At 53.4% G+C, this 24657-nt stretch carries 20 protein-coding genes; 16 read left to right on the top strand and 4 right to left on the bottom strand.

From position 1 onward, the window contains the following. Positions 1 to 397: 397 nt before the first annotated feature. From P8935_RS20655 to P8935_RS20630, 6 genes are all read left to right on the top strand, one after another. A complete protein-coding gene (locus P8935_RS20655) occupies positions 398 to 925 on the top strand; it encodes an A24 family peptidase (protein ID WP_348262202.1) in 528 nt (175 codons plus the stop codon). 93 nt (positions 926 to 1018) lie between these two features. Further along, positions 1019 to 2218, top strand: coding sequence for an AAA family ATPase (locus P8935_RS20650; RefSeq protein WP_348262201.1), 1200 nt, complete (start codon positions 1019 to 1021; stop codon positions 2216 to 2218). Between the two features lie 49 nt (positions 2219 to 2267). Then, entirely contained in the window at positions 2268 to 3539 is a 1272-nt protein-coding gene (locus P8935_RS20645; protein WP_348262200.1) for a CpaF family protein, read from the top strand. A 26-nt stretch (positions 3540 to 3565) separates the two neighbouring features. Beyond that, positions 3566 to 4537 carry a type II secretion system F family protein gene (locus P8935_RS20640; RefSeq protein ID WP_348262199.1) on the top strand — a complete coding sequence of 324 codons (972 nt, stop codon included), beginning with the start codon at positions 3566 to 3568 and terminating at the stop codon, positions 4535 to 4537. 9 nt (positions 4538 to 4546) lie between these two features. Then, a complete protein-coding gene (locus tag P8935_RS20635) occupies positions 4547 to 5461 on the top strand; it encodes a type II secretion system F family protein (RefSeq protein ID WP_348262198.1) in 915 nt (304 codons plus the stop codon). 446 nt (positions 5462 to 5907) lie between these two features. Beyond that, positions 5908 to 6876, top strand: coding sequence for a PilZ domain-containing protein (locus P8935_RS20630; RefSeq protein WP_348262197.1), 969 nt, complete (start codon positions 5908 to 5910; stop codon positions 6874 to 6876). 105 nt (positions 6877 to 6981) lie between these two features. Here P8935_RS20630 and P8935_RS20625 read toward each other — a convergent pair whose 3' ends face one another. Further along, a complete protein-coding gene (locus tag P8935_RS20625; protein ID WP_348262196.1) occupies positions 6982 to 8493 on the bottom strand; it encodes a hypothetical protein in 1512 nt (503 codons plus the stop codon). A gap of 619 nt (positions 8494 to 9112) precedes the next feature. Between P8935_RS20625 and cpaB the strand changes: the two genes are divergently transcribed. From cpaB to P8935_RS20605, 4 genes are all read left to right on the top strand, one after another. Further along, positions 9113 to 9976 carry a Flp pilus assembly protein CpaB gene (cpaB, locus tag P8935_RS20620; protein WP_348262195.1) on the top strand — a complete coding sequence of 288 codons (864 nt, stop codon included), beginning with the start codon at positions 9113 to 9115 and terminating at the stop codon, positions 9974 to 9976. Next, positions 9973 to 11517, top strand: coding sequence for a type II and III secretion system protein family protein (locus P8935_RS20615; protein ID WP_348262194.1), 1545 nt, complete (start codon positions 9973 to 9975; stop codon positions 11515 to 11517). Before cpaB ends, P8935_RS20615 begins: the two co-directional genes overlap by 4 nt. A gap of 168 nt (positions 11518 to 11685) precedes the next feature. Next, on the top strand, positions 11686 to 12126 hold the full coding sequence (locus P8935_RS20610; protein ID WP_348262193.1) for a DUF192 domain-containing protein: 441 nt from the start codon (positions 11686 to 11688) through the stop codon (positions 12124 to 12126). Between the two features lie 90 nt (positions 12127 to 12216). Continuing rightward, positions 12217 to 13347, top strand: a complete 1131-nt coding sequence (locus P8935_RS20605) for a glycosyltransferase family 87 protein (protein WP_348262192.1) — start codon at positions 12217 to 12219, stop codon at positions 13345 to 13347. A gap of 155 nt (positions 13348 to 13502) precedes the next feature. On the opposite strand, the gene P8935_RS20600 is transcribed toward P8935_RS20605, so the two are convergent. Beyond that, a complete protein-coding gene (locus P8935_RS20600; protein ID WP_348262191.1) occupies positions 13503 to 14231 on the bottom strand; it encodes a glycosyltransferase family 2 protein in 729 nt (242 codons plus the stop codon). A 237-nt stretch (positions 14232 to 14468) separates the two neighbouring features. On the opposite strand from P8935_RS20600, the gene P8935_RS20595 reads away from it, so the two are divergent. The 6 genes from P8935_RS20595 (at position 14469) to P8935_RS20570 (ending at position 22119) form a co-directional block, all read left to right on the top strand. Beyond that, the gene (locus P8935_RS20595; RefSeq protein WP_348262190.1) at positions 14469 to 15833 is read left to right on the top strand and encodes a glycosyltransferase family 87 protein; all 1365 of its coding nucleotides are present in this window, start codon (positions 14469 to 14471) and stop codon (positions 15831 to 15833) included. A 123-nt stretch (positions 15834 to 15956) separates the two neighbouring features. Next, a complete protein-coding gene (locus tag P8935_RS20590; RefSeq protein ID WP_348262189.1) occupies positions 15957 to 16919 on the top strand; it encodes a phosphatase PAP2 family protein in 963 nt (320 codons plus the stop codon). 254 nt (positions 16920 to 17173) lie between these two features. After that, complete coding sequence (locus tag P8935_RS20585; RefSeq protein ID WP_348262188.1) at positions 17174 to 17371, top strand: Flp family type IVb pilin; 198 nt, start codon at positions 17174 to 17176, stop codon at positions 17369 to 17371. 310 nt (positions 17372 to 17681) lie between these two features. Next, positions 17682 to 19439, top strand: coding sequence for a hypothetical protein (locus P8935_RS20580; protein ID WP_348262187.1), 1758 nt, complete (start codon positions 17682 to 17684; stop codon positions 19437 to 19439). A gap of 51 nt (positions 19440 to 19490) precedes the next feature. Continuing rightward, positions 19491 to 20279: a glycosyltransferase family 2 protein gene (locus P8935_RS20575; protein WP_348262186.1), complete on the top strand. Its 789-nt coding sequence runs from the start codon at positions 19491 to 19493 to the stop codon at positions 20277 to 20279. Between the two features lie 457 nt (positions 20280 to 20736). Further along, a complete protein-coding gene (locus P8935_RS20570) occupies positions 20737 to 22119 on the top strand; it encodes a hypothetical protein (protein WP_348262185.1) in 1383 nt (460 codons plus the stop codon). Positions 22120 to 22522: 403 nt separating this feature from the next. On the opposite strand, the gene P8935_RS20565 is transcribed toward P8935_RS20570, so the two are convergent. Together P8935_RS20565 and P8935_RS20560 are read right to left on the bottom strand one after the other, a co-directional pair. Beyond that, entirely contained in the window at positions 22523 to 23245 is a 723-nt protein-coding gene (locus P8935_RS20565; RefSeq protein ID WP_348262184.1) for a class I SAM-dependent methyltransferase, read from the bottom strand. Positions 23246 to 23316: 71 nt separating this feature from the next. Then, the gene (locus P8935_RS20560) at positions 23317 to 24540 is read right to left on the bottom strand and encodes a glycosyltransferase family 2 protein (protein ID WP_348262183.1); all 1224 of its coding nucleotides are present in this window, start codon (positions 24538 to 24540) and stop codon (positions 23317 to 23319) included. Positions 24541 to 24657 lie beyond the last annotated feature (117 nt).

Raw genomic sequence — 24657 nt, 5'->3', positions numbered from 1 at the left:
CGTGGTAACTCGGTGTAACTCTAGGTAACTCTCGACCGAGGAACGAACAGGGAGGACGATACATTTGGCAGATATGTGGCGAAAGAATGACGTACAGGTTTAAGGGCGGGGGATAGGGAATGGCGACTCTGCGGCGGGATTTTGCTTCCAGTATCGAATCGGGGATGAAACAATGAAGTTAATCAGATTTTCATTGAACGGTATAGCCGAAGAGAGGCATTACTCCGGTGTATACCCTCTATGGCACAAGGGTGCTCCCTATGTGCACTTCCGTGTACACTTGGCTTCGATACCCCTAACGTAACGCATTGAATCCAGCGAGAGTTGACATGCGCGCGATTCAGGGCAGAATGGCTGTATCTCTGCCACTCGTATAGGGGGCGCTGGAGGATCAAGTTTGCAGCATTTGCAACACGCTTATGCCTGGTGGCCGACGCTCGCGGTACTAATTGTGGCGACCATTACAGACCTTCGCAGCCGGCGCATTCCGAACTGGCTGGTTTTTCCGTTTTTGTTGGCGGGACTCGTGGTGTCGACGTTTGTTGGGGGGTGGCATGGCCTGGGTGAGAGCCTTGGCGGCATGCTACTTGGCGGTCTCATTTATGGACTGCTGGCGATGATGGGCGGCATGGGGATGGGTGATGTAAAGCTTTGCGCCGCCATCGGAGCATGGATATGGTGGCAGCAGCTTGTAATGGCCCTGGTATTGATTGCGGTAGTTGGCGGCGTGATGGCCATTGCCTGGGCTATCTTCGGAGGATTTCTAGGAGAGATGTTTTCAGGAGCCGGTGACCTGGTATTTGGTTGGAAGGAGCGAGGAATGCACGCGCCCGAAGAGCTTAAGCTTTCCAACCCGAAAGCGCGCAAGATGCCTTATGCTCCGGCAATCGCTATTGGTACTCTCATTTCCTTCTTTTCTCATTGAGAAGGGGCTTGGAAAACGACTAAAGTATGCTGACGATGCACTGAATTAGGTGACACCGCAGCGCAGGCGCTACAACTCGGGAGCTTTGATTCTGTGACTGATAACACGCACGACCTTGATCCCCTAGGTGGCAATGTACTATCGATTGCTCTGATCTGCCCGAGCGAGCAGCGCAGGAGGACGATTGCGAGTGCACTCAATAGCGCACATGCTGCGATTGTGCGGGAGTACTCGTCTTATCCTCCGACTTTAAAAGAAATGCCCAGAATGCTGGGTGAAAAAGCTTTCGACGCCGTCATCATCGACCTAGAATCCGACGTCGAATACGCCTTGGAACTGGTAGAGTTCGTTGCCTCGGGAAGCTCGACGACGGTGATGGTATACGCGTCGCGGCTTGATCCGAATTTAATGGCTCGCTCGATGCGGGCAGGTGCACGCGAGTTCTTGTCGGATCCGATTGATCCAGGAAATCTCTCCGACGCAATGGTTCGCGCCTCGTCGCGACGTCAGGGAGGAAAGTCCGCCAAAAAGGCCGGCGGTAAGATTCTGGTTTTTCTGGGAAGTAAAGGCGGGTCGGGTGTAACTACGGTGGCTTGTAACTTCGCGGTCGCTTTGGTGCAGGAGTGCCAGCAGACTGCGGTTCTGATCGATCTTGATCTTCCACTGGGCGATGCTGCATTAAGCCTTGGACTTACCACGCAGTTTTCCACTGCCGATGCATTGCAAAATGCGGATCGCATGGATTCGAACTTTTTTTCGAAACTGCTCACGACTCATAGTTCCGGTCTGCCTGTGTTGGCTGCGCCGGGAAGATTTCCTCAGGTGCAGGCGAGTAACGATCAGATTGAAAAGATGCTCACAGTGGCGCGACAGGATTTCGCATACGTGGTGATCGATGCGGGATCGCGATTCGATTTGACCGATGCTTCATGGTTCGCACAGGCCGACACGGCTTTCCTGGTCATGCAGGCGGGTATTCCTGAACTTCGGAATTCTCACCGGCTGATTTCAGAGTTTTTCAAATCAGGAACTCCGCAACTGGAGATTGTGCTGAATCGCTATGTGAAGAGCTCGATGGGAGTGGATGAGGAGCATATCGAGAAGGCCCTCACGAAGCCCATCGCATGGAAGATTCCAAGCGACTACTATAACGTTCGTCGGATGCAGAACGAGGCAGTTCCCCTGGCATTGGATGATTCAAGCATTGCAAAGGTACTCCAGGACATGGCACGAGCGGCTTGCGGGATGCCCGCCAAGCCGGAGAAGCGAAAAGGATTCAGCCTTTTCAAATAACCCGTTAGGTGACGGAATTTGTAATTGAGGACGGCGCATCGTGGAATCAATGAATCTGGAAAACTTCAAGGCAGAAGTACACCGCACGCTGCTATCGAAGCTTGACTTGGAGAAGCTCTCTCGCATTAACTCCAGCCAGGCCCGGCAGGCGGTGTCGAGCATTATTAGCGAGATCATCAGCGATCGTCGCGTGCCGCTGAGTTTCGATGAGCAGGAGAAGATCCAGACCGATTTGCTGGATGAGGTATTCGGGCTTGGTCCACTGGAACCCCTGCTCAAGGATCAGAAGATTTCCGACATCATGGTTAACGATAAAGACCATGTCTTTATTGAAAAAGGCGGGTTGCTGACACGGGCTGACGCCTCGTTCCGTGACGACCGACATCTGCTTCAGATTATTGACCGTATCGTTTCACGCGTGGGCCGCCGCGTGGATGAGTCGTCGCCGATGGTTGATGCTCGTTTGCCTGACGGTTCACGTGTTAACGCGATCATTCCGCCACTTGCACTCGACGGACCTTCGATGTCGATCCGCCGTTTTGGCACCGGTCCTTTGGCGGCTAATCAGTTGGTGCAGTTGAAGAGTATTTCCGCGGAGATGATGGAGTTGCTCTCTGCGGCGGTCCGTGCCCGACTCAGCATTTTGATCTCGGGCGGCACTGGCGCTGGTAAAACAACGTTTCTCAATATTCTTTCGCAGTACATCCCTCAAAATGAGCGAGTGATCACTATTGAGGATGCCGCCGAATTGCAACTGGCGCAGGAGAATATTGTTCGCCTCGAAACAAGACCGCCCAACGTCGAAGGCCAGGGAGCAATTCGACAAAGGCAATTGCTGATCAATTGCCTTCGTATGCGCCCCGATCGCATCATCATCGGTGAGTGCCGTGGCGAAGAAGCATTTGACATGCTGCAGGCCATGAACACCGGTCACGAAGGTTCGATGACTACTGTCCACGCCAACACGGCGCGCGACGCCTTGACCCGTCTTGAGTCGATGGTTGCGATGACGAATTTAAATCTTCCTGAGAAGACGGTTCGGGCTCAGATTGCTTCGGCGCTCACGATTGTGGTGCAGGCCTCCCGCTTGAGCGATGGCTCTCGTAAGTGCGTGAGTATTCATGAAATTACGGGCATGGAAGAGAACGTCATCAGTATGCAGGAGATTTTCGCGTTTCAGAAGAAGGGTATTGGGCCGAACGGCAGAGTACAAGGCGCCTTTGTACCTAGTCGCATCCGTCCGAAGTTCCTCGAACAGCTACGTACCGCCGGCATCTTTCTGCCGCCTAGTTTGTTTGAGAAAGTGACGGAAGTGAACTAAGTAGTCAGGCGTTTCGGGAGGTAAGCATGGCAGTCATTGTCGGACTCGTGTTCTTGGGTGTTTTCGGAGTTGTCGTTCTAATCGCCGCGGCCAGTGGCTCGGGAGCGACGGAACAAACCCGTGCGATCATGACCAGGCTTGAATCCGCGATCGCCGTGGGTAAACCTGAGATGGCCGATCTCATCGTAGACGTTCGCAAGAGCGAACTAATGAGTTCGATTCCCTGGCTTGACAGGTTTCTCTCAAAGCTCGAGCTTGCCCCTCGTATTCGTCGGTTCCTGTATCAGGCCAATGTGAAGTGGACGGTGGGCGGCCTGAGCCTGCTCTGCGGTGTGTGCTTCGTCGTGCCGGCCTACCTCGCGTATTGGCGGACCGGCGCAATCTTTGCCGCCATCCTGGTAGGATTCGTGACCGGAGCGGCGCCAGTGTTTTGGGTATTCCAAAAGCGCAAAAGGCGCATGAACAAATTCGAAGAGGGCATTCCAGAGGCACTCGAACTAATTGTGAGCGCTCTTCGCGTGGGCCACAGTTTGAATGCCGCAATGGGTCTTGTATCCCGCGAATGTTCCGATCCTGTCGGCGGAGAGTTTCGCCTGACCTTTGACGAAATGAACTACGGACTTGAATTGAAGTCGGCTCTCGATAATCTAGTTGTTCGTGTCCCATTGCAGGACGTCAAGATTGTCTGCACGGCGATCTTGATTCAACGCGAGAGCGGCGGCAACCTTGCAGAAGTTCTGGAGAAGACATCTCAGGTAATTCGCGAACGCTTCCGCTTGAAACGCCAGGTTCTTACGCACACGGCGCAGGGACGTTTGACTGGATGGATTCTGACTCTTCTTCCCGTTGTACTAGGAATGTTGCTGTATTTCGTCAACCCAGACCTTATGAGTATGTTGTGGAAGAAGGACCTTGGCATCAAGTTGCTGTATGCAGCAGGTACCATGATCGTCATTGGTGGTTTGATTATCCGCAAAATTGTGAACATGGACGTCTAGCGAGGACCTATGGCATTTGCAGTCATTTCGTTTCTAGTTGCGTTCTTGCTTATCGGTAGCGGTGGCGTGTTGATTTTCTACCGCGACAAGATCCAGGATCGTATTTCATCCGCGCTTTATCCGCGCGCCAATAAGAAGACGATCTCTACCACAATCGAAGAAACCCGCCACGTGATCGGCGGTGTGGTGGAGCAGTTTGAAAAGATTCTGCCGCGCAGCCAGGCTGAAACTTCAGTGGTTCAGCAAAGGCTGATTCGTGCTGGATTTCGCTCAGATACCGCAGTCAAGACGTTTTACAGTGCCAAGGTGATTACGCCGATCGTACTCATGCTGCTTGCATGGGTTACAGGTGCATATCATATTGGTCCGCTTTTCATTTTCCTCCTGGCTGGCGGCGTTGGATTTTTGGGTCCCGATTTCTGGCTGGGAAGAAAGATCGCCAATCGCCAGGCTGAGATGAAGAAAGGTCTTCCAGACGTTCTTGATCTTCTCGTAATCTGTGTCGAAGCCGGATTGAGTCTCGATCAGGCCACCGCCCGCACTGCCCAGGAATTGGTTAGGGCGCAACCGGCGCTGAGCGATGAGCTCGGAATCGTGGCTCTGGAGCAGCGCGCGGGACGTGCGCGTTCAGATGCATGGAAGCACCTGGCAGAGCGCACCGATGTCGACGTTATACGCAACCTTGTTTCCATGCTGGTTCAGGCCGAACAATTTGGAACCAGTATCGGCAAGACACTGCGTGTTCACTCTGATACCTTGAGAACAAAACGCGTTCAGGAAATTGAAGAGAAGGCGGCAAAGCTTTCCGTCAAGCTGTTGTTCCCCCTCGTGTTGTTTATTTTTCCATCGCTCTTTCTGGTCGTCCTTGGCCCCGCAGTACTGGTCATGGCGGACTCATTCAAATCGCTTTTTGGCAACAACTAACATTTCAAGCATTTTACGAAGGGAGAGAATCGACATGGACCAAACCACAATTATCCGGATCGTATCCGGGGTGCTCTTTGTCATCGTGCTGGTTATTCTGATTCAGCGGCGCCGCACACGGGTTAAGTAACCTTCGCTGGTTCAAAAGGGGCCGGTGGAATGTATGGGTCTAGACTTTCCGTACTTCCATTGGCACCCCAGCCTCACCGACCACCGTCTCGCGGCGGTGAAACTACTTTTGTCCAGTGTGCATTGTTGTAATCTTACTGACAGACTGGAGCAGGTTCCCTCTTCGTAATGCTGTTTGTCGATGTGAGCGGTTTTCATTCGGGGTTACACTGACGCAGAGCAGCTTCTGCGTGACCTGGTAGATTTCTAGGTCTGAGTGAAACCCCTTCTCATTCGGGCCTTCATTCCGGGCAGCTTTCTGAAGAGGCGCAGAATCCATGGAAACCCGCAAGTATTGTGTGTACAACCAAACACGAGAGAGTTTTCTAAGCCTGGGAGTTGCGGTTGCTGATACGGCTGCCAAGCAACTTAAAGTGCTCATGGAGGATCTCTCGATCAAAGCTGATTCGGGTTTGTGGTTGACACCCTTTCGGGGGGTGCCGGCGACAAAAGGTCTTAGCCCCGTGGATTTGATCTACCTCGACGACGACAATCGGGTCATACAAGCAATCGAGTCTTTTCCTAATCACGCCATAGAGCCGACCAGGGATCAGCCAGCGAGCGCGCTGGTACTGGCCGAACACACGATTCTGTCGAGTCATACACAACCCGAAGATATGCTCTTAATCTGCGTTGCAGATGAGATGGAAGAGCGTCTGGCTCGCCTTTCGAACAAATCTGCAACGGCTTCTGTGGCATCTGGGGACCGGGTAGCAACACGGAAGTCCGGATCGGCTGCAGTAGTCGAGTCATCCTTCGAGGTCGATCAGGCCGCGGAATTACAGAGCGCTCATAAGCGCCTTGCGGAGAAGGACAGCATGGAATCTGATCCAATCCGTAATGCATCATGGTTTATTCGCTTTCTTCGCTGGCTTTCGACTGATAGGCGAGGATCGAAGCGCCATCCGCTGCCAGGCTTGGTCGCCTATTACTGGACAGGCGGAGCTCCGCAGGCTTTTCACATCGCTGACATCAGCACCAACGGTCTTTATTTGCTAACCGATGAACGCTGGTTCCCGGGAACCATGATCCTGATGACGCTGCAGCGTACGAATACCGACGGCGATGATCCCGACGACTTCATTTCTGTTCTGACCAAGGTGATTCGGTGGGGCACAGATGGCGTCGGTCTGTCCTTTGTTCCATCCAATACTGTCGATTTGACTACCGGAGAGACGCTGCCTGAAACAGGCGTAGGCAAGAAGGCATTGCAACGCTTTATCCAACGGGTACAGCAGCCTTCCTAGATTTTAGGCTCATGATAAGTTCTTTGGGATAGCAAGGAACGGCCCATTGTTGCGGAACCCGCGAGTCGATCAGTGGACATCCGGTTAATGCCGAATGGGACCTTGCTATTGGCTCGTCTCCGGGATGATCAAGAGCACTTCGAGCTTGGCAATCTGACCGTCATGGGTACCGGCGCGGAACTGCCACTGCTGCAAGGCGCCAAGGACGAGTTGCTCACGCGCATATCCAAGATCCGTAGGAAAGACGACAGAGAGCTTTTCAAAGTGACCCGCCTCGTCGACAAAACCGTGCACCATTACGGCATCGGAGTCGGCATCGTCGGGGTTCAGATTGGGTCGAACAATGTAATACGGCCACGGAGCTTCGAGCCGTGCGCTGCCTGCGTTTGCTGAATCAGCGGCGCGCGGAAGCGAGTATTGAAGAACCCAGCTCTTTTCCAGTCCGACGTGCAGGTAAACCGAGTAGGCCAGGCGCCCCTTCCAAACCTCGGAAGTCTCGGGATACTGCTCATCGAGCGAGGATCCCACTACAACGACGCCAAAGGTGCCATTTTTGGACAGGCTGATGCGCGTGACGGCCCCGTTGTCACCGTCGCCAGAGCCATGCCCACTTGACGACCCCGATCCCGCGCCGTCGTTATGCCCGGCACCTTTGCCGCCCCCTGTTCCTGCTTGTGAGCCATTTCCGGCCGTACCCGTTCCAGGACCCTTTTGGGCTCCACCGCCGTTTCCGGGGCCCGCGGACTGTCCGCCGGTCGAATTCTGTCCTTTGCCCGAGCCTTTTTCTGAACCTGTGCTACCAGAGTCTCCAACCCCATGGGTTAAAGAATTCGGAGCCTTGCCGGTTCCGAGCCCTCCCTGTTCTGTGCCCTCAGCAGACTGATTTGCACCGGGCATCGTGACACGCCCCTGGGCCATTTGAAGGTCAGATGCAGAGAGAATTGCGGCTGGTGTGGCTTCCAAGGTCGAAACTGAACCGGTCTCCGGGATGCGCTGAACGTCAAGGTCGCGCTTCAGGATTACCGGGGAAGTGTTGCTCGGCATGGGCATCGGAAGCTTTGACGAGAAACGTGTCGCTGAGATGTTCAAGTCGGCAATCTGGACTTCTTTGTTGGGAAAATTGAGCTTTGGTTTATCCAGGGTGATCGAAGGGGGCTGGGGTTTGGGCGGCGTGAGAACCTGCACCTTCGGCCGGTGGCCGGACCAAAGCAACATTTGCGGAAGGGGTGTTTCCTTCGGCAACATCTTCTCCGGATCAACCTCCGGGTCGATGAGCGTTTGGGCAGCAAGTTTTCTGTGCATGAAGTGAATTCGGCTGGAAGCTGGGGCGGCGATTTGTTCATGCGCTGAAGATTCAGCGGCCGAGGATGAGGACTTAGGATACATGCTTCCGCTTCCGCCGGATTTGGGAAGCGTAGGGTACGGCATGTTGAGATCGACATGCTGCATCATGTACATATCCGGCGTATTCAAACGGAACTGCGGAGAGTACACAAAGGCTGACAACACGAGCACGATGGCCGAGCTGTGCAGAACAACCGAAGCTACCAGCGCCGAACGCCCGCGAGGCGGCTCCGGCTGTACGGTAAAAAGGCTGATGGTGCGCGCTGACCTCATTCGCTAGGTAATCCCTTCTTTGGTTAGGCAGCCTGCTCGTTCGTGCGCGGGGAACAGGTGTTGTCTCTCGTTGAGTGTTACTCATCCTCACCCTAACTTCGGAGATGCCAGAGTTACACCCGGAAACAGTCACAATTGCAAGGTCGCGTGCTCCCTCGACTCTAAGGCAAACGTGCTCTCAAGTATGCGCGTAGAACGATAACTCTACAAGATGATTTCGGCAGTAGCCATAACTTTGGTCAGGTAGTGTTTTCGACCGACTTAAACGCTTAGAGCTAGCGAAATTCATTTCACAATTTAAACGCTTTGGTACCGTTGACAGGGCACGCAAGCCATGAGGAGATACCTTCACAAAGTGTTATGAAAACGACGCCGGGAACCGAGTCCTTGAAATGTCTTTTCGTTACTTGGCTTTCTAGGTACTTCGGTTTGGAGGAACCAAATTCAATGCACTCGAAATGTCACATAATGCTATACTCTAGCGGCATTCACCCGTGCAGGCAATTCACCATTTCGACCACTAACTCTGTGTGAAGAGGCCGGTTCTTTTTGCGCTATTGCACTCGGTGGCCTAGGAAGTTGAAATCAGCATTTTTCACCTCGCGAAGACAGGATTCTGATGAACCGAAGACTGGTAACCATCCTCCTTGCTGCATTTGTTGTAGCGGCACTGTGCTCCGTGCTCGTCTACCGGTTGGTCGGCATGCGCATTGCTGCAGTGAAACCGCAACCTTCAACGCGCGTAGTTGCCGCCGCGACCGATATCAAAATTGGCACAGTGCTCAGCGCGCCGGATCTGACCACGGTACAGATCATGGGAACGGTGCCGAAGACCGCGATTCTCGATGCCAAGAACGCGATTGGCCGCGGAGTTACCTCGTCGCTGTATGCCGGTGAACCAATCCTGGAAGATCGACTGGCTCCCGTCGGGTCAGGCGGCGGTTTGGCCGCGACCATCAAGGACGGCATGCGTGCCATTGCCGTTCGCGTCGACCAGGTTGTCGGCGTAGCCGGATTCGTAACTCCCGGCATGCACGTCGACGTCCTCATCTCCGGCGTGCCTCCCACCAACGGCGGTGGAGGTGGCGGAGGAAACAACAATACCCAGGTCAGAACCGTCCTTCAGAATATCGAGGTTCTTTCGGCTGGTACTGATATTCAAAAGGACGCCGAAGGCAAACCTCTACAGGTGCAGGTCGTCAACTTGCTCGTAACACCCGAGCAGGCACAGGTCATGGCATTGGCCAGCAACGAGACACGCATCCAGCTCGTACTCCGCAATCCGCTCGACACCAAGGTTGCGTCGGTGCAGGGAACCGCAATGACCAACCTGTTCCTGGATCAGAATGCCCCGGCGAGCAAGCCCAAACTGACCGGTCGCGTAGCGCCCGCAAAGCCGAAGCCTGAAACGTTCACCGTTACCGTGATTAACGGGAGCACTAAAACTGAAAGTCAATTTGCAGCGCCCGGGGGGAAACAGTGAAACCGAAAACTGGGATTGCCATTGCCAGTGTCAGTACGCTGACGCTTGTATTTTGTGCCGGTCTGGCCGTGTTGGCCCAGGCACCCCCGCCGGGTACCCAGCCGGCGGCAACAACGAACCAGGATTCAACCAACGACCTGTCGTTATCCGTGGGTAAATCGGTCGTACTCGATCTGGCGAGACCAGTCACAAGGATCGTGGTGGGACTAGGCGATTTTGCGCAGGCACAAGCAGTCAGCCCCACGCAGATTCTGCTTAGCGGCAAGGCCGCGGGAGAGACGAGCCTGATCATTTGGGATCAGAGCGGCGGGCGGCAGTTCTTCAACGTCACAGTCCGACCGAGCACGTTCGCTTCAACTGACGTGCTTGACGGACTTCGCAGGGAACTTCGAGCCGAGCTGCCTGGCCAGAACGTGAGAGTTTCCCAAGATAGTGGTGTGATTTTCCTGCGCGGTACAGTAACCAATTTGAACAGCTCCGACCGCGCTGTCATGATCGCTTCTACGGCCGGGAAGGTCATTAACCTTCTCAATGTTAATGTCCCTGCTCCAGAGCCCCAGATTCTCCTCAAGGTGCGTTTTGCCAGTATCGACCGTACCAAGGAGAAGCAGCTTGGCATCAATATCTTCAGTACCGGCTTAGGAAATACGATTGGTGCTGTTTCGACTGGCCAATTTCCAGGTCCGTCGCCCACACCCAGCGGATCGGGTGCCACCCTTAGCGCGGTTAATCCTCTGAACCTTTTTGCTTTTTATCCTGGCATCAACTTGGGGGCCACGATTCAGGCCTTAGAGACGAAGGGGCTGGCTGAAGTTTTGGCCGAGCCCAATGTGCTCGCCAAGAATGGGCACCAGGCCAGCTTTCTGGCAGGCGGAGAATATCCATATCCGGTGGCTCAATCTGGATCTACTGGTGGCGCCTCAGCTCCTATTACGATTCAGTACAAGCAGTACGGCGTCTTGATTGCATTTCTGCCGACCATAACGAACCGCGGCACGATTCGACTGCAGGTCGCTCCTGAAGTCAGCGCCCTGGACTATGGTAATGCCGTGAATATTGGTGGCGCGACAGTTCCGGCACTTACCATCCGTCGCGTCAAAACAGAAGTTGAACTAGCCGATGGACAGAGTTTCGTAATCGGTGGGTTGCTCGATAATCGTGAAAATGCCAATTTCCAGAAAATTCCTTTTCTGGGTGACATTCCGATTCTGGGTAAATTCTTTCAGTCTATGGATAGGAAGAAAAGCAATACGGAGTTGATCGTTATTGTGACTCCCGAGATCGTGAATCCCATCGACGCAGGCACGCCGGTTCCGGAGTTGAAGTTCCCGGAAGGGTTTCTACCGCCAAATTCTGCGATTCCGATGCACACACCGGATACGAAGATCGCTGGGGCAACAGCTCCGCCTCCGCCCGCAACAATCCCGGTGGAAAAACTCATCGAAAGCATGAAACCGGAAACGCCGCTTACAATCGACGGAGGAATGTCGGTGGGCGGCGGCGGTGGCGGCGCGGTCTCATCTCAACCTGCTCCGCAGTAGCGATGTTCAGATCTGACATTGCTATCTGATCCCTGAGCCCCAGTAAGAATCGCTTGCTGGGGCTCATTCATTGCGTGGCATCACAGACCCGTTTGCTAGATGCCGAGACATTATTGAGGCTGAAATAACTGGGGCGAACGCGAATTCCATCAAACAGGTAGCAGAGATATGAATCAATCTCAGGAAACGAAATCCGCGGGCGACGACAAGTCCAAAAGGAATGATTGCAACATCCGTAAGACGGTCCGAAACCAGAAAAGAGATACGAAACTCGCTGACAAACTGGAGGTGGCCGGTAGCGGGCCAAAACGCTCCAAAGGTTTACTTGGGAGAAAAAATCTCGGACCCGGAGAGGGATTATGGATCATTCCCTGCGAGGCAGTTCACACATTCTTTATGCAATTTCCGATCGACCTGGTCTACCTCGATCGCAAGTACCGTGTGAAGAAGATATGCGCCATCGTGCCGGCCTGGAGATTTTCCGCCTGTCTTTCAGCACATTCCGTGCTGGAACTTCCTGCCGGAACAATTCAAGATTCGCAGACGCAGGTCGGAGACATTCTGGAAATCGTAGATTCTGAACTAGTCGCAGAACCTTGTTCTCTTTGAATCGGACGAAGAGATATCGAAGCAGTCTGTTCTCGAGCGAAATGAAATGCAGATCCAGAAAATCAAATCTCAAGGGTAGAAAGCACTTAGATGCAATTCCGAAAGACTCTAACCGTTCTGCTCGTCGCTTTTGTTTGTCTGATTCTGTTTGCTGCGGCCCTCATGGCGGCTTATGCGCTGCCGGTTCAGGATTTTGCGCAATATTGGGCGGCCGCACGTCTCTTTACACATGACCCATATTCCGTTCCGCAAACGCAGGCGCTTGAGAAAGCGTCCGGACTTGTCGCGGCACCACTAGTCGTGAAGAACCCTCCGTGGGCAATCGTGCTCATGCTGCCCTTAGGAGCGCTTGGCTATCATTCGGCATTTGCGATATGGACTGTGATAAGCGTTTGTATTGTTGCCGCATGTTCGAAGGCGGTGTGGAATCAAATTGGTTCTGGACCGTCGCTTGCACCCGCGCTTCTCTCGATGGTTTTTGGACCTACGATCGTACTGCTGATGCTGGGTCAATTCACGGTGCTGGTGTTGCTTGGTGCTGTACTCTTTTGCGCCTTGTTGCGGAAGAGGAGAGACTGGCTGGCTGGCGCTTCTCTTCTTCTGGTGCTAGGAAAGCCACATATCGCGCTACTGTTTCTTATTGCTGCGGCTCTCTGGACCTTGTTTTACAGGCGATGGATCGTGCTCATATCTGGAACTCTGGCGCTGACGAGTGCAAGCATTGCCGCAATAATCATAAATCCCCATATCTTTGCACAATTCTGGAGGCGGACAATTTTGGTTGTAAACGAGACTGAGTCCTATCCCAATTTCGGCGGGATGCTCTACGCAGTCTCGGGCATGCATGCTCTTGCCCTGCTCCCCCAATTGGCGGGCCTGATCTGGCTCGCCTTCTATTGGCTGAAGAACCGGTCCACATGGGATTGGGAGAAGCATGGTGCGATTGTGTTGCTCTGTTCTGTAGCCTGCAGCTATTACAGCTACCCCTACGACGAGATCCTGGCACTTCCAGCTTTGATCTTTGCATTTGCGAAGGGTGAACGCCGCGTGTTTCTTGCAGTCTTTGCACTAACGAATCTTGGCTATGGCCTTTACATTTCGAACGTAACCGGGCACTTTGGCTTCGGTTACATGTTCCTCTGGTGGACCGCGACGGGTTGGCTGTTCGCTTGTTGCCTGGCACTGCGGCGGGTGGGTGCAGAACCTTCGTTTAGCGACTGAAGCGGTCTTACTTTTGCAATCGTAATCAGACAGTAACCAGCATCTCTTTGTTAGGAATTCATCTTCTTTTACTTTGAATTTCAGCGAAAGAGTTGTCTGCGACTTGCTATGTTTCAAGAAGACGATATTTTGGTGACAGGCTAAGGGCGAGGTGCTCAATTGTCCCAGAAATTATATTTCCAAATGCACCAAAATGCTTTGAGCCCGTCCCGCCAGCCGATCTTCTTTCCCTCAGCATAAGTACGGCCGCTATACGATATCCCAACTTCATATATGCGAAGGTTGGCTTTTGCAACTTTGGCTGTGATCTCTGGTTCAACTCCGAATCGGTTCTCCTGGATTTGAATTTTCTGAATGACCTCCCGGCGAAATGTCTTGTAGCACGTTTCCATATCCGTCAGGTTCAAGTCGGTAGCCATGTTGGAGCACATCGTGAGGAATTTGTTTCCAACCGAATGCCAAAAGTACAGAACGCGATGAGCACTCTCGCCTCCCTGAAACCGCGAACCAAAAACTACGTCAGCTTTTCCGGAGAGAATTGGGGCGAGCAAGCGATAGTATTCTCCGGGATCGTATTCCAGATCCGCGTCCTGAATGATCACAATTTCTGATGTTGCCTGCGCGATGCCCGTGCGCAAGGCAGCTCCTTTCCCTTGATTGACATCGTGCCGTGTGAGAGCAATCCGGCGGTCCATCTGGGCGAGCTCTTGCAGTTGGGCGAAAGTGCCGTCAGTCGAGCAGTCATCGACAATGACCAGTTCCAGCAAGGGCCGCTGCGCGAGCACCTCTTGGATGACCTTCGATACAGTTGCGGCTTCGTTATACACCGGCATCACAACGGTCACACACGGCGATACATCATCGTTGGTCTGTATTTTCGACATAAGAGAGTCTCAGCTGCTTAGAGTGTTCATGAGCGTTGGCTTAATATAACCTAAACCTCTGAATCCCAATGGAGCTAGCTTTCGCTAGCCCAATGCGATCGTAACTATCGGTTCTTATGCTTCCAGCTGGAACCACGCTTTTAGGAATGACTTTGGGTGTAAGTAGGATAGAGATCTGACCAAACTCCGATCCCGTTCGCTGCTGGGTGACGGACGGGGCGGAACGGAGCATAGAGCATGACAAAAGCGCGAGCAGCCATTCTTGTTTTGCTGACGGCAATCAGCGGATTCTCAGTCTTATGGGGCTTTGCGCTGGAGAGTTCTGCTCGGGGCATCATCGTCGATTTCAAAGTGGTCTACTACGGTGCTCGGTGTCTCCTTCAGCATCGCGATCCGTATAACGAGAACGAATTGATGAGCGTCTACCTTGCGGAGGGAGGGGAGCGCCCTTCGAACCCTGCGGAACTGGAGAGGGTTCGGCAAGTAGTCGCTCTGCAGGTGTACGTTCCCACTGCATTTTTATGCATCGCTCCCTTTGCAATGCTGTCGTGGGGGGTAGCCCATATGCTGTGGACGGCCCTCACGGTGGCGGCGTTCACACTTGCGGCGTTTCTGATGTGGGCACTTGCACAAGAGCACGCTCCAGGCGCCTCCTTTTATCTGAGCTGCTTTCTGCTTGCTAATTGCGGAATCCTCTTTGCGGGCGGAAACGCCGCTGGCCTGGCTATCGGTCTCTGCGTGGTGGCTGCCTGGTGCATTCTCGAAGACAAATACACGTTCGCGGCTGTTGTCTGTTTAGCCGTGAGCCTCGCTCTAAAGCCCCACGACACAGGGCCGGTCTGGCTCTACTTCCTCCTGGCCGGGGGAGCATATCGAAAGCGCGCATTGCAGGCACTGGCCCTGACGGTCGTAATTGGGCTGACGGCGACAATGTGGGTCTCTTCTGTCTCGCCCCATTGGTTCCATGAACTATCTGCCAATCTGTCCGCTACGTCTGTCCGCGGCGGGATCACCGACCCAGGGCCTGCCGCGATTGGAACTGGCGGCGGCTCGATCATCGATCTGCAAACCGTTATCAGTGTCTTTCGCGATGACCCGCGTGTCTATAACTCAATCACTTATTTGACATGCGGGGGGCTCATGATCGCGTGGATGGTCGTCACTCTCAGGGCCAAGCCGTCTCGATCGAAAGACTACCTTGGACTCGCTGCGATTGCGGCTCTTTCCATGCTCCCTGTCTATCACCGCCCGTATGACGCAAAGCTGCTTTTGCTGACGCTTCCCGCATGCGCGATGCTGTTGGCGGAGGGCGGCCGATTGGGAAAGGTCGCAATCCTGCTCAATTCCATGGCGATCTTGATTACCTCAGATCTTCCCTTGGCGATGCTTGCCCTCCTGACTAAGGATTTGAGCCTCTCAACCGCGGGTATGCCGTCGAAGATGCTTACGATCATTCTTGCTCGTCCGATTCCCATCATCCTGCTGGTCTTAGGTGCCTTCTATTTGTGGTTGTACAGACGCCGCTGCCTGAGCCCCTCAGATTTAGGGGTTTCACGAGACGACTCGAATCTTCGGAAGAGCAGCCAAACTGTGCCCGGTTGAACTGGGGGTCTGCCGAATTGTTGGAAGATCCGGTTCGATTGGGAACGACTTCCACTCAGCCGTAATCTGCATTTCCGGCGGCGCCCCGGTAAACCATGAAAACTGGTTTACATTGGGAAAGTCATGTCCTTGATTGCGATTGCGAAACCTGACTCTGCTGGCTCGAATGAGGTGGTGAAGCCCTCGCCTCCACTCGTTGTTCATCTAGCATTGGCAGGCTGCTGCGCAGTCCTTCTCGCAGTCTGCGTGATCTTGCCACCCCTTGGGGCAATGAGCATCGGGCTACCCTTACTTGAAGCGACGGTTCTGCTGCTCCCGCCTCTCCTTGTGGTTCCGGCGTATTTCCATGAGCGAAAATCCTGGGAACGGCGCGATGCTGCTCTGATGCTTCCCTGGACTCTTGTCGTCGCCGCATTGGTGACTCAGGTCGCCCCAACGACGATTGCCCACGCATTTCCGCTCAGGGATATGCTCTGGCGGCAACTCGATGAACATCTGTGGATCAATATTCCTGCGATCATGGCATTCACTGGAAGCCATCCACTTTTACTGTCCCTGCTTACGTTTAGTTACTACTGGATGCTGCACCCCCTTTTGCTTAGTGCAATTTTTTTGCCGGCTTGCACGGGCAAGCGCCGTGCTGCACAACAATTTGTCCTGGCAAATGCATTTGCTTTCGTTCTAGCTCTTCCCTTTATGCTTTTGCTTCCAGCCATTGGCCCTTGGGTGGCGTGGCATTTTGCGCCAAATCCCGTGCAACTCGCATGCGAATCGAGCATCCACTCCCTGCGCCTTGGAGTCATTTCAAGCAGAGACTCGTTCGGAGGCATTATCTGCTTTCCATCCTTCCACGTGTTTTGGGCGGTCATTTCCGCTCACGCATTGCAGCAGTTTCGCTTCCTTCGCTATCCAGCGATTCTTGTTGCGGGATTGATCACGTTGTCTACGATGTCAACCGGCTGGCACTACGGAGTTGACGTAATTGCGGGGCTATTTCTTGCCGCGGTTTGCACGGGTCTTGCAGATGCAGTCTTGAGGGTTGATGACTCCACAGCGAAATCTGGCCTGGCAGGGTTAAATGCCTGAAAGGAAGGTAGCTGGGATCGCTTGCGGTAGACTATTCCGACAGAGAAGGGAATAACACTTTTGTGCTATCTAACTCCGAGGTGTATGTCAACCCCCTCGCAAGACACCTTGGTTACATCTTTTGTGCTATGCCCATTCCTCCGTTATTGACTTCTAATAAATCCAAGTGCTAAACCTAATGCACAACACTTGCTTCAACCCATGCACCACCAGTCACTGACTGGAACCCCAACCCAGGAAATGGAGAATTACAGATGACCGTTCTGATGAACAAGATGTACCTCGCAGCGAAGAACCTGATTGAGCGCGAAGAAGGTCAGGATCTCGTTGAGTACGCCCTCGTTGTTGCCTTGATTGCGTTCGGCGCGATCACCGGCATGGGATATCTCGCGACCGGCCTGAACCACGCCTTCTCGAACATCTCGACCACCCTCACCACTCAGATCACGTAGTCCGAAATCCGGCTTCGCCGGAATCAAGCTACAAACAAAGCAGCCTGGAGTTCCACTTCCAGGCTGCTTTGTTTCTAGAAGAAATTTATCGAGTTGGGAAACGAGATTACTCCAGCTCCAAAACGTGCCAAGCCATCACAGTCTCTAGCCATGCTAGAGCCGCTGCAGCCTTGAAGCTGTGTGAAAGTGCCAGCGGCGCACAGAGTTCTCTTCGACCACTAGTGCATGAGGATTGATCAACTCTGATCACTCTCTCACAATCTCCGAACGAGGACGCGACGCACCCTTCCGGCTGTGGCAAATTTACTATATGTCCATCCTAATGACCGCGCCCCATGAACAGAACATCACGCTGACGTTCATTGAGGGCGGTCTTACTGCGATTTTTGTTGCGGCCTCTTTTGCTTGGCCTCGACTGTGTTCCTCATGGTTCTTGCGCGTTGAGCGTTGGTTCGGGCGCCTCGCTCGGAAACAGGGCATTGCAGTCATGATCGTTGGGGCAGCAGGGCTTCTCCTTCGCCTTGCGATTCTTCCCTGGTGCCCCATCCCACTTCCGTTTGTACCCGATGACTTCAGTTTCCTGCTTGCTTCAGACACCTTCTCGCATGGACACCTCACCAATCCCACCCCTGCCATGTGGGTCCATTTTGAATCAATCCACATCGACATGCTGCCGACGTACATGTCGATGTACTTCCCCCCTCAGGGCCTTGTAATGGCGGCAGGGAAGCTGCTGTTTGGAAACCCGTGGTTTGGGATCCTCATTATGAGCGCGCTGATGTGTGCAGGTATTTGCTGGATGCTTCAGGCATGGCTACCCGCCACTTGGGCCTTTATGGGAGGCATGCTGGCAGTCATTCACCTGGGCCTCTTCAGCTACTGGACAAATACGTTTCATGCGGCTGGGTCGATAGCCGCCCTTGGGGGGGCGTTAATTCTCGGTGGGTTGCCGCGATTCAAACGCCGACCGCTATTTCGTTATGCGTTGCTAATGGCAATCGGCATGGCGCTGATGTTCACGACCCGACCATTTGAGAGCATGCTGTTATTTCTTCCGGTCGCAGCATCACTCATTCACTGGTATCTCGTAGCCCAAAACCGTCCACATCCAGCGGTGCTCTTGCGCCGTCTAATCATTCCGCTGGCGGTCGTCGTCGGCGCTGCCGCGTGGCTGGGATACTACGATTACAGGGTCTTTGGCAATCCGTTGACTCTGCCTTACACCGTTAATCGCGCAACTTATGCCATCGCGCCATATTTCGCATGGCAGAAACCACGACCCGAACCCTCCTATCATCACGCTGAAATGCGTCGCTTTTATCACGAGGATGAATTCGACGATTACGCGAAGGCTCGTTCGGTGAAGGGCTTCTTCAAAATGACTTTAATCAAAGCAATTATCGGAACGCTTTTTTTCACGGGCTTCGCGCTGTTACCATTCGCCTTCATGTCGCGGCGAGTGTGCCGAGACCAACGTGTCAAGTTTCTATTGATTTGCCTGGTGTTCTTGTCAGCCGGAATGATTGTTGAGATTTTTCTGATTCCCCATTACATGGCGCCTTTCACCGCAGCCATCTACGCCGTTGGCTTACAGGCCATGCGCCACATGCGGCATTTCAAACCGGGCGACCAACCTGTGGGCTTGGCCTTGGTTCGGTTCAGTGTGGTTGTTATTATCGTGATGTCCGGGGTGCGTCTCTTCTCTAAGCCTCTTAATCTTTCGTTTCCTGAATGGCCATCATCCACATGGAATTTCAGCTGGTACGGGCCCGAGATCTTTGGCAAAGACCGCGCAGGTGTGTCGCAGGAGCTCGAGAAGCTTCCCGGTGAGCAACTCGCAGTTGTACGCTACTCTTCTGACCACAACCCCCAGGATGAGTGGGTCTACAATGCTGCCGATATCGAACATTCCAAAGTAATCTGGGCACGCGAAATGGACCCCGCCAGCAATCTCGAATTGTTCCAATATTATAGGAATCGCAAGGTCTGGCTCGTACAACCCGACGCGCAGCCTGTCGCCGTCTCCCCATACCTGTTACCTGGGCAGATAACTTCAACGGTGCGCTAGTGCGTTTCCTCCTTTTATGCTTGAGAATGAATTGATAACGATGGAGAGTAGATGATCAACGGAAAGCGCATTGCTGTGGTCATGCCGGCATACAACGCGGAAAAGACGCTGGAAATGACCGTGCGCGAACTGTCAGACCTAGTTGATATCAAGATCCTTGTCGACGACTCGAGCAAGGACCAGACAGCGGCCATGTCAAAGCAACTTGGCGTGCACACTTTCGTACACGATTCAAATTACGGATATGGACGCAACCAACAAACCTGTTACCGGGAAGCGCTTGCAGCCGGGGCTGACATAGTTGTCATGGTTCATCCGGATTATCAATACACTCCCCTTTTGGTCCCCGCCATGGCAGGCATGATCGCCAGCGGTGTTTACGATATGGTGCTGGCTTCCCGCATTTTGGGTGGCGGCGCGCTGCGGGGAGGGATGCCTTTCTACAAGTATGTCTTCAATCGCTGCCTGACCGCATTCCAAAATCTGTTTCTCGGCGTCAAGCTATCGGAATATCACACAGGATTCCGCGCCTTCTCGCGCCAACTGCTTGAGACGCTACCCATCCTTGAAAACTCGGATGACTTCGTATTCGACAACCAGATGATTGCCCAGGCCGTGATGTTTGGCTTTCATATTGGAGAGATATCGTGTCCGACGAAGTATTTCGAGGAAGCTTCCTCGATCAACTTCAAACGTAGTGTCGAGTACGGTATCGGCGTTCTTGGTACGACGATGAGCTATGTAGCGCACAAGATGGGTGTCATACACTTGGCGCGATTCGATGCCAACGGAAGAAAAGTAGACCAAGAGTTCTATTCCGAATATGCTCGCCGGATTTAATGCATAAAGAGAAATCATGTCAAGTCTGCTGTCATTTCGAGCATTACCGATCCCATGCCCAACAGGTTCACGAGATAACGCCTGAATGTCTGTGCCTGTTTCCTTATCCGCCAACGGGCCCGCGCCAATCATCGCGCTTGAGATTGGCATTACGCTAATCTCTGTTGGGGCCGCCTTTGCGTGGCCAGAGCTGTGTTCCACATGGTTTTCTCGCATCGAGAGTTCGTTGGCTTGCCTTGCGAGTAGAAAAAGGCTAGCGGTGTTCATAGTTGGCATCTCGGTTATTCTGCTGCGACTTCTACTGCTCCCCCGGTTGCCGATACCACTCCCGTTTGTTCATGATGACTTCAGCTTTCTTCTTGCGGCAGACACGTTTGCGCATGGACGCCTCACAAACCCCACACCCGTAATGTGGCCCCATTTCGAATCGTTCCACATCGATATGAAGCCAACTTATATGTCTATGTATTTCCCCGCCCAGGGATTTGTGCTGGCCGCCGGGAAAGTTCTCTTTGGGAATCCTTGGTTTGGGCTGCTCATTGCGACATCGCTTATGTGCGCAGCGATCTGCTGGATGCTGCAAGCTTGGCTTCCCGCTTCCTGGGCATTCCTAGGTGGCATGTTTGCAGTCGTTCACTTAGCCTTGTTCAGCTATTGGATTGATACATACACCGGCGCAGGTTCGCTTGCCGCGCTCGGAGGGGCGCTCGTATTGGGGGGACTCCCTCGTTTCACGCGGAACCAACGAGTACATCACGCTCTGCTCATGGCTCTGGGCGTAGTACTCCTAGCCAATACACGTCCATTCGAAGGCCTGCTTCTTTTTGTGGCTGTCTCAGCCTTCATTTGCCGGTGGTACTTCTCGAGCGGATGCAAACTCACGAAATCCCGGCTTCTGCTTCGTAGCGCGGCCGCCCTCGTGCTCCTGATCGTGGCTACCCTGGGAATGGGCTATTACAATTTCCGCGTCTTCGGAAGTCCATACACCCTGCCGTATACCATCAATCGCGCCACGTACGGTGTCGCCCCGTATTTTATCTGGCAGTCTCCCCGCCCCGTGCCCATTTATCACAACGAGCAGATGAGGCAGTTATACAGTTCAGAGGAAATGTCTTATTACAATAAGGTTCATTCGCTGCGCCTCTATCCGGTCGTCTTCGTCTACAGAACATTTGTGGTGTCCGAGTTTTACGCCGGACTTACATTGCTTCCGCTGCTTGCGATGCTTTCACATGTCTTTCGTGATCGTCGACTTCGCTTTCTGGCACTGTTCCTGATCATTGCGTTGGGAGCCAACGCAATCCAAATCTTTTTTGTGCCTCACTATCTGGCGCCTTTCACAGCAGCATTCTATGCCGTCGGCTTGCAGTGCGCACGCCATTTCCGTCAATGGAAGCCTGGGGATAGGCCAATCGGTCGAACGCTGGTCCGCTTCGCCATATTGGCGTCTCTGCTCCTTGTGTGCTTGCGGCCTTTCGCAGAAGATCTTCACTTCAAGCTCAGCGACAGGGGATCAGTGGCTTGGGAATGGCTCGGAGTCGAAAACTTTGGTAAGCCGCGGGCAGATGTCGAGCGCGCATTGGAGCATCTCCCTGGAAAACAGCTGGCCGTTGTTCGTTATTCTGGCGATCACGAGCCTGACGATGAGTGGGTTTACAACTGCGCGGACATCGACGCATCAAAGATAATCTGGGCGCGGGAACTCGACCCTGCCAGCAATCTGCAGCTGATTCGGTACTACAACAGCCGCAAAGTCTGGCTCATACAGCCGGATCAGAGTCCTCTGGAGATTGTTCCATACGTCATGCAGGACAAAAGGGCGTCTACACCGCGCTGGTAAGTTCTTCTATAATGTACGTGCTGGCGCGTAACTGCCACAAAAAAAACCACCTAGCGTAGAAAGCTTCGATCGGATATCCATTTGCCTCAGGTAGCCTCCAACAGATGTGGCTTGCGCTATTTCCTCAATTTCCGTTGAGGCCGAATCCACAATTGCGTCTGTGAGTTGTGGGTTCTGGAGCGCGGCGAACTGCGCCACGCGGTAGAAAAGTTGGTCTAGACTGCGAATTTGCGGCGTTTGAACCGGAACGCGAATTCTTTTAGATAATCCTTAATATTTTCACCTCGACCGATCCCTGGTGGTTCTCAACAGCGGCTCCTCTTAAGATCCAGAAGCGTCCGAGGATAATCCTCGTCCGTGGCCACGAACACACAACAGGTCAACTATGACTTAGCAACTCCCATTAATGCTTTCTCCAAACGATTGTGAGGTATCGGTTCCTGAACCCATATTGAAGTGTGGAATAGATTCTCGCCCACAACCGATCGGGGTTTGCCAAGTAATACGCGGGAATATTCCGTCGAATTCCGCTGCTCCTTTTTTCTTTCCCTCTCAGAATTGCCACAGGATCATAGCTCTGATCCTGACAGAGCGAGTCTAATTCTACGAGGCCGAATGCGCACGCTATCTTCCGAAACGAGTAGGCCGTGAAGTCTGTACGATGGTGCGGATTTGCATCCACAGATGGCGTGATTGGCACAGAACCTATTAGAATCCCACCGGATTTGAGCAAACTTGTTAAATGGCCTAGAAGAGCGCGTGGATCTGGTACGTGCTCTATCGTCTCGAGGCTAACAATGTTCTCGAAGCCAAATGAATCCGTAAACTCGAGTGCATCCGCCGTAACAAATTTGATGCCGTCATTGCCGTATTGAGATTGAGCGTACTCTGTTGCATCGGCAGAAATGTCGACACCAATCGCCTCTTTAATGAAACGGGAAGCAGATAGTACCTTCGTGCCATAGCCCACACCGCAAGCGATATCAAGAACCCTGCCGGGTTGAATATGTTCGGCAGCGAATTTGTATCGCATCAAATGCAGTTCGAGAGTCGGTGCCCCTGTCGCCCCTTCGTGCTCCAGCAATGCTGGAATAATTCTTTCGAGGCTTCCAGAATCAAGAGCCATATGCCAATTACCCTCCAACCTTGGTAATTTCTTCACGTTTGCTTTGGTGATGGCTGAATGTTTGTTATCAATTAGCTAACAGAACGGCGGCGCAGACCCAGAATACTAAGAAAGAAGCTGCTGCAAATCACCTGTACCCCCAGCGTTAGTGAAAACACGGACGACAGTGCAGACCGCAACGCCCGGTCAAAGTTCACAGTCCCCAGCCCTACCTTCGCCCAACTCGCAAAAGTGAAGACAGTTCCCAAAATCCCAAGCGCTAGCAGCAACCCGCCAACAGCCAATCCAACTTCCAGCGTGATGTACCGAAACGCTCGCGTCAGACGTGGGTCATCCGGCAGTAAACCTTCCGATATTGCAAAGACCTTCACAAACACCGCAAATGCGACAAACTGAAACCCAAGAAGAACGGCCGAAAACGCATAGACCAGCGACCGGACATCGAATACGAGGCCGTCAATCACTCGCGGCTGTTGTAGCAGCCATGCGCAACCCACAGCGCCCAGCGAAACTAACGCGATCCCCGGATACAAAAACAGCCATCGCGGGCTGTACATCAGCAAGAACCGCAGATGCCGCCATCCGTCCCGCCACGTTCGCAGATGTGGTGGATGATCCCGCCCATCCGGTAACTGCGATGTCGGTATCTCGCTAACCTTCATTCGCAGCAGTGTTGCCTTTACGACCATCTCGCTGGCAAACTCCATGCCCGTAGACCGCACATCCATTCGCTGGTAGCTTTCCCGTGTAAATCCCCTCATCCCACAGTGAAAATCCCCGCAATTCGACTTGAAAAACAACTTGCCCAAGCCAGTCAGCACCGGATTCCCCAAGTAGCGGTGCAGAAACGGCATCGCTCCGTCCGCGATCCCCCCGTGAAACCGGTTTCCCATCACCAGGTCATGTCCCATTCGTAACTCTGCGAGGAAACGTGGGATGTGCGTTAGATCGTGGCTCTCATCTGCATCGGCCATCAATACATACTCACCCCGCGCTATCGCAATTCCACCCATTATGGCGCTGCCGTATCCCTTCTCGGCGACACGCGCCACCAGCGCTCCTTCTGCTTCGGCAATCTCCGCCGAGCCGTCCGTGGAACCGTTGTCAGCGACAATCACTTCCCCAACTACGCCCGCCCCGTGCAGAACGTCCAGCGCCTGCCGTACCCGCTTCGCAATGGTGTGCCCCTCGTTCAGACAGGGAATAACCACTGACAACTCAATCGGGTATTCAGTGCTTTCCGCAACCACTCTTTCTATACCTGTCCCTGCCAGTATTCCACCGTCCACACTCATTGCAGCGCTCCTGCCGGGATTATCGAAAGCGGCCTACTTCTGAAATGCTAGACTCCGGCGTCATCCCGCCCCGTTATTCATCATGCCAGCGCGGGCACACAGGCAAGACAAAAACAT

It is taken from the genome of Telmatobacter sp. DSM 110680 (genome assembly GCF_039994875.1).
In the GTDB taxonomy this organism is placed as follows: domain Bacteria; phylum Acidobacteriota; class Terriglobia; order Terriglobales; family Acidobacteriaceae; genus Telmatobacter.
Note: the sequence above shows the minus strand (reverse complement) of the source record. Positions and strands in the feature narration are given on the sequence as shown.

Bases quoted from the DNA above. Each gene is read 5' to 3' on its own strand.
- P8935_RS20645 (WP_348262200.1), top strand. From the start codon at position 2,268: ATGAATCTGGAAAACTTCAAGGCAGAAGTACACCGCACGCTGCTATCG.
- P8935_RS20640 (WP_348262199.1), top strand. From the start codon at position 3,566: ATGGCAGTCATTGTCGGACTCGTGTTCTTGGGTGTTTTCGGAGTTGTC.
- P8935_RS20635 (WP_348262198.1), top strand. From the start codon at position 4,547: ATGGCATTTGCAGTCATTTCGTTTCTAGTTGCGTTCTTGCTTATCGGT.
- P8935_RS20630 (WP_348262197.1), top strand. From the start codon at position 5,908: ATGGAAACCCGCAAGTATTGTGTGTACAACCAAACACGAGAGAGTTTT.
- P8935_RS20625 (WP_348262196.1), bottom strand. From the start codon at position 8,493: ATGAGGTCAGCGCGCACCATCAGCCTTTTTACCGTACAGCCGGAGCCG.
- cpaB (WP_348262195.1), top strand. From the start codon at position 9,113: ATGAACCGAAGACTGGTAACCATCCTCCTTGCTGCATTTGTTGTAGCG.
- P8935_RS20610 (WP_348262193.1), top strand. From the start codon at position 11,686: ATGAATCAATCTCAGGAAACGAAATCCGCGGGCGACGACAAGTCCAAA.
- P8935_RS20605 (WP_348262192.1), top strand. From the start codon at position 12,217: ATGCAATTCCGAAAGACTCTAACCGTTCTGCTCGTCGCTTTTGTTTGT.
- P8935_RS20600 (WP_348262191.1), bottom strand. From the start codon at position 14,231: ATGTCGAAAATACAGACCAACGATGATGTATCGCCGTGTGTGACCGTT.
- P8935_RS20595 (WP_348262190.1), top strand. From the start codon at position 14,469: ATGACAAAAGCGCGAGCAGCCATTCTTGTTTTGCTGACGGCAATCAGC.
- P8935_RS20590 (WP_348262189.1), top strand. From the start codon at position 15,957: ATGTCCTTGATTGCGATTGCGAAACCTGACTCTGCTGGCTCGAATGAG.
- P8935_RS20585 (WP_348262188.1), top strand. From the start codon at position 17,174: ATGACCGTTCTGATGAACAAGATGTACCTCGCAGCGAAGAACCTGATT.
- P8935_RS20580 (WP_348262187.1), top strand. From the start codon at position 17,682: ATGTCCATCCTAATGACCGCGCCCCATGAACAGAACATCACGCTGACG.
- P8935_RS20575 (WP_348262186.1), top strand. From the start codon at position 19,491: ATGATCAACGGAAAGCGCATTGCTGTGGTCATGCCGGCATACAACGCG.
- P8935_RS20570 (WP_348262185.1), top strand. From the start codon at position 20,737: ATGTCTATGTATTTCCCCGCCCAGGGATTTGTGCTGGCCGCCGGGAAA.
- P8935_RS20565 (WP_348262184.1), bottom strand. From the start codon at position 23,245: ATGGCTCTTGATTCTGGAAGCCTCGAAAGAATTATTCCAGCATTGCTG.
- P8935_RS20560 (WP_348262183.1), bottom strand. From the start codon at position 24,540: ATGAGTGTGGACGGTGGAATACTGGCAGGGACAGGTATAGAAAGAGTG.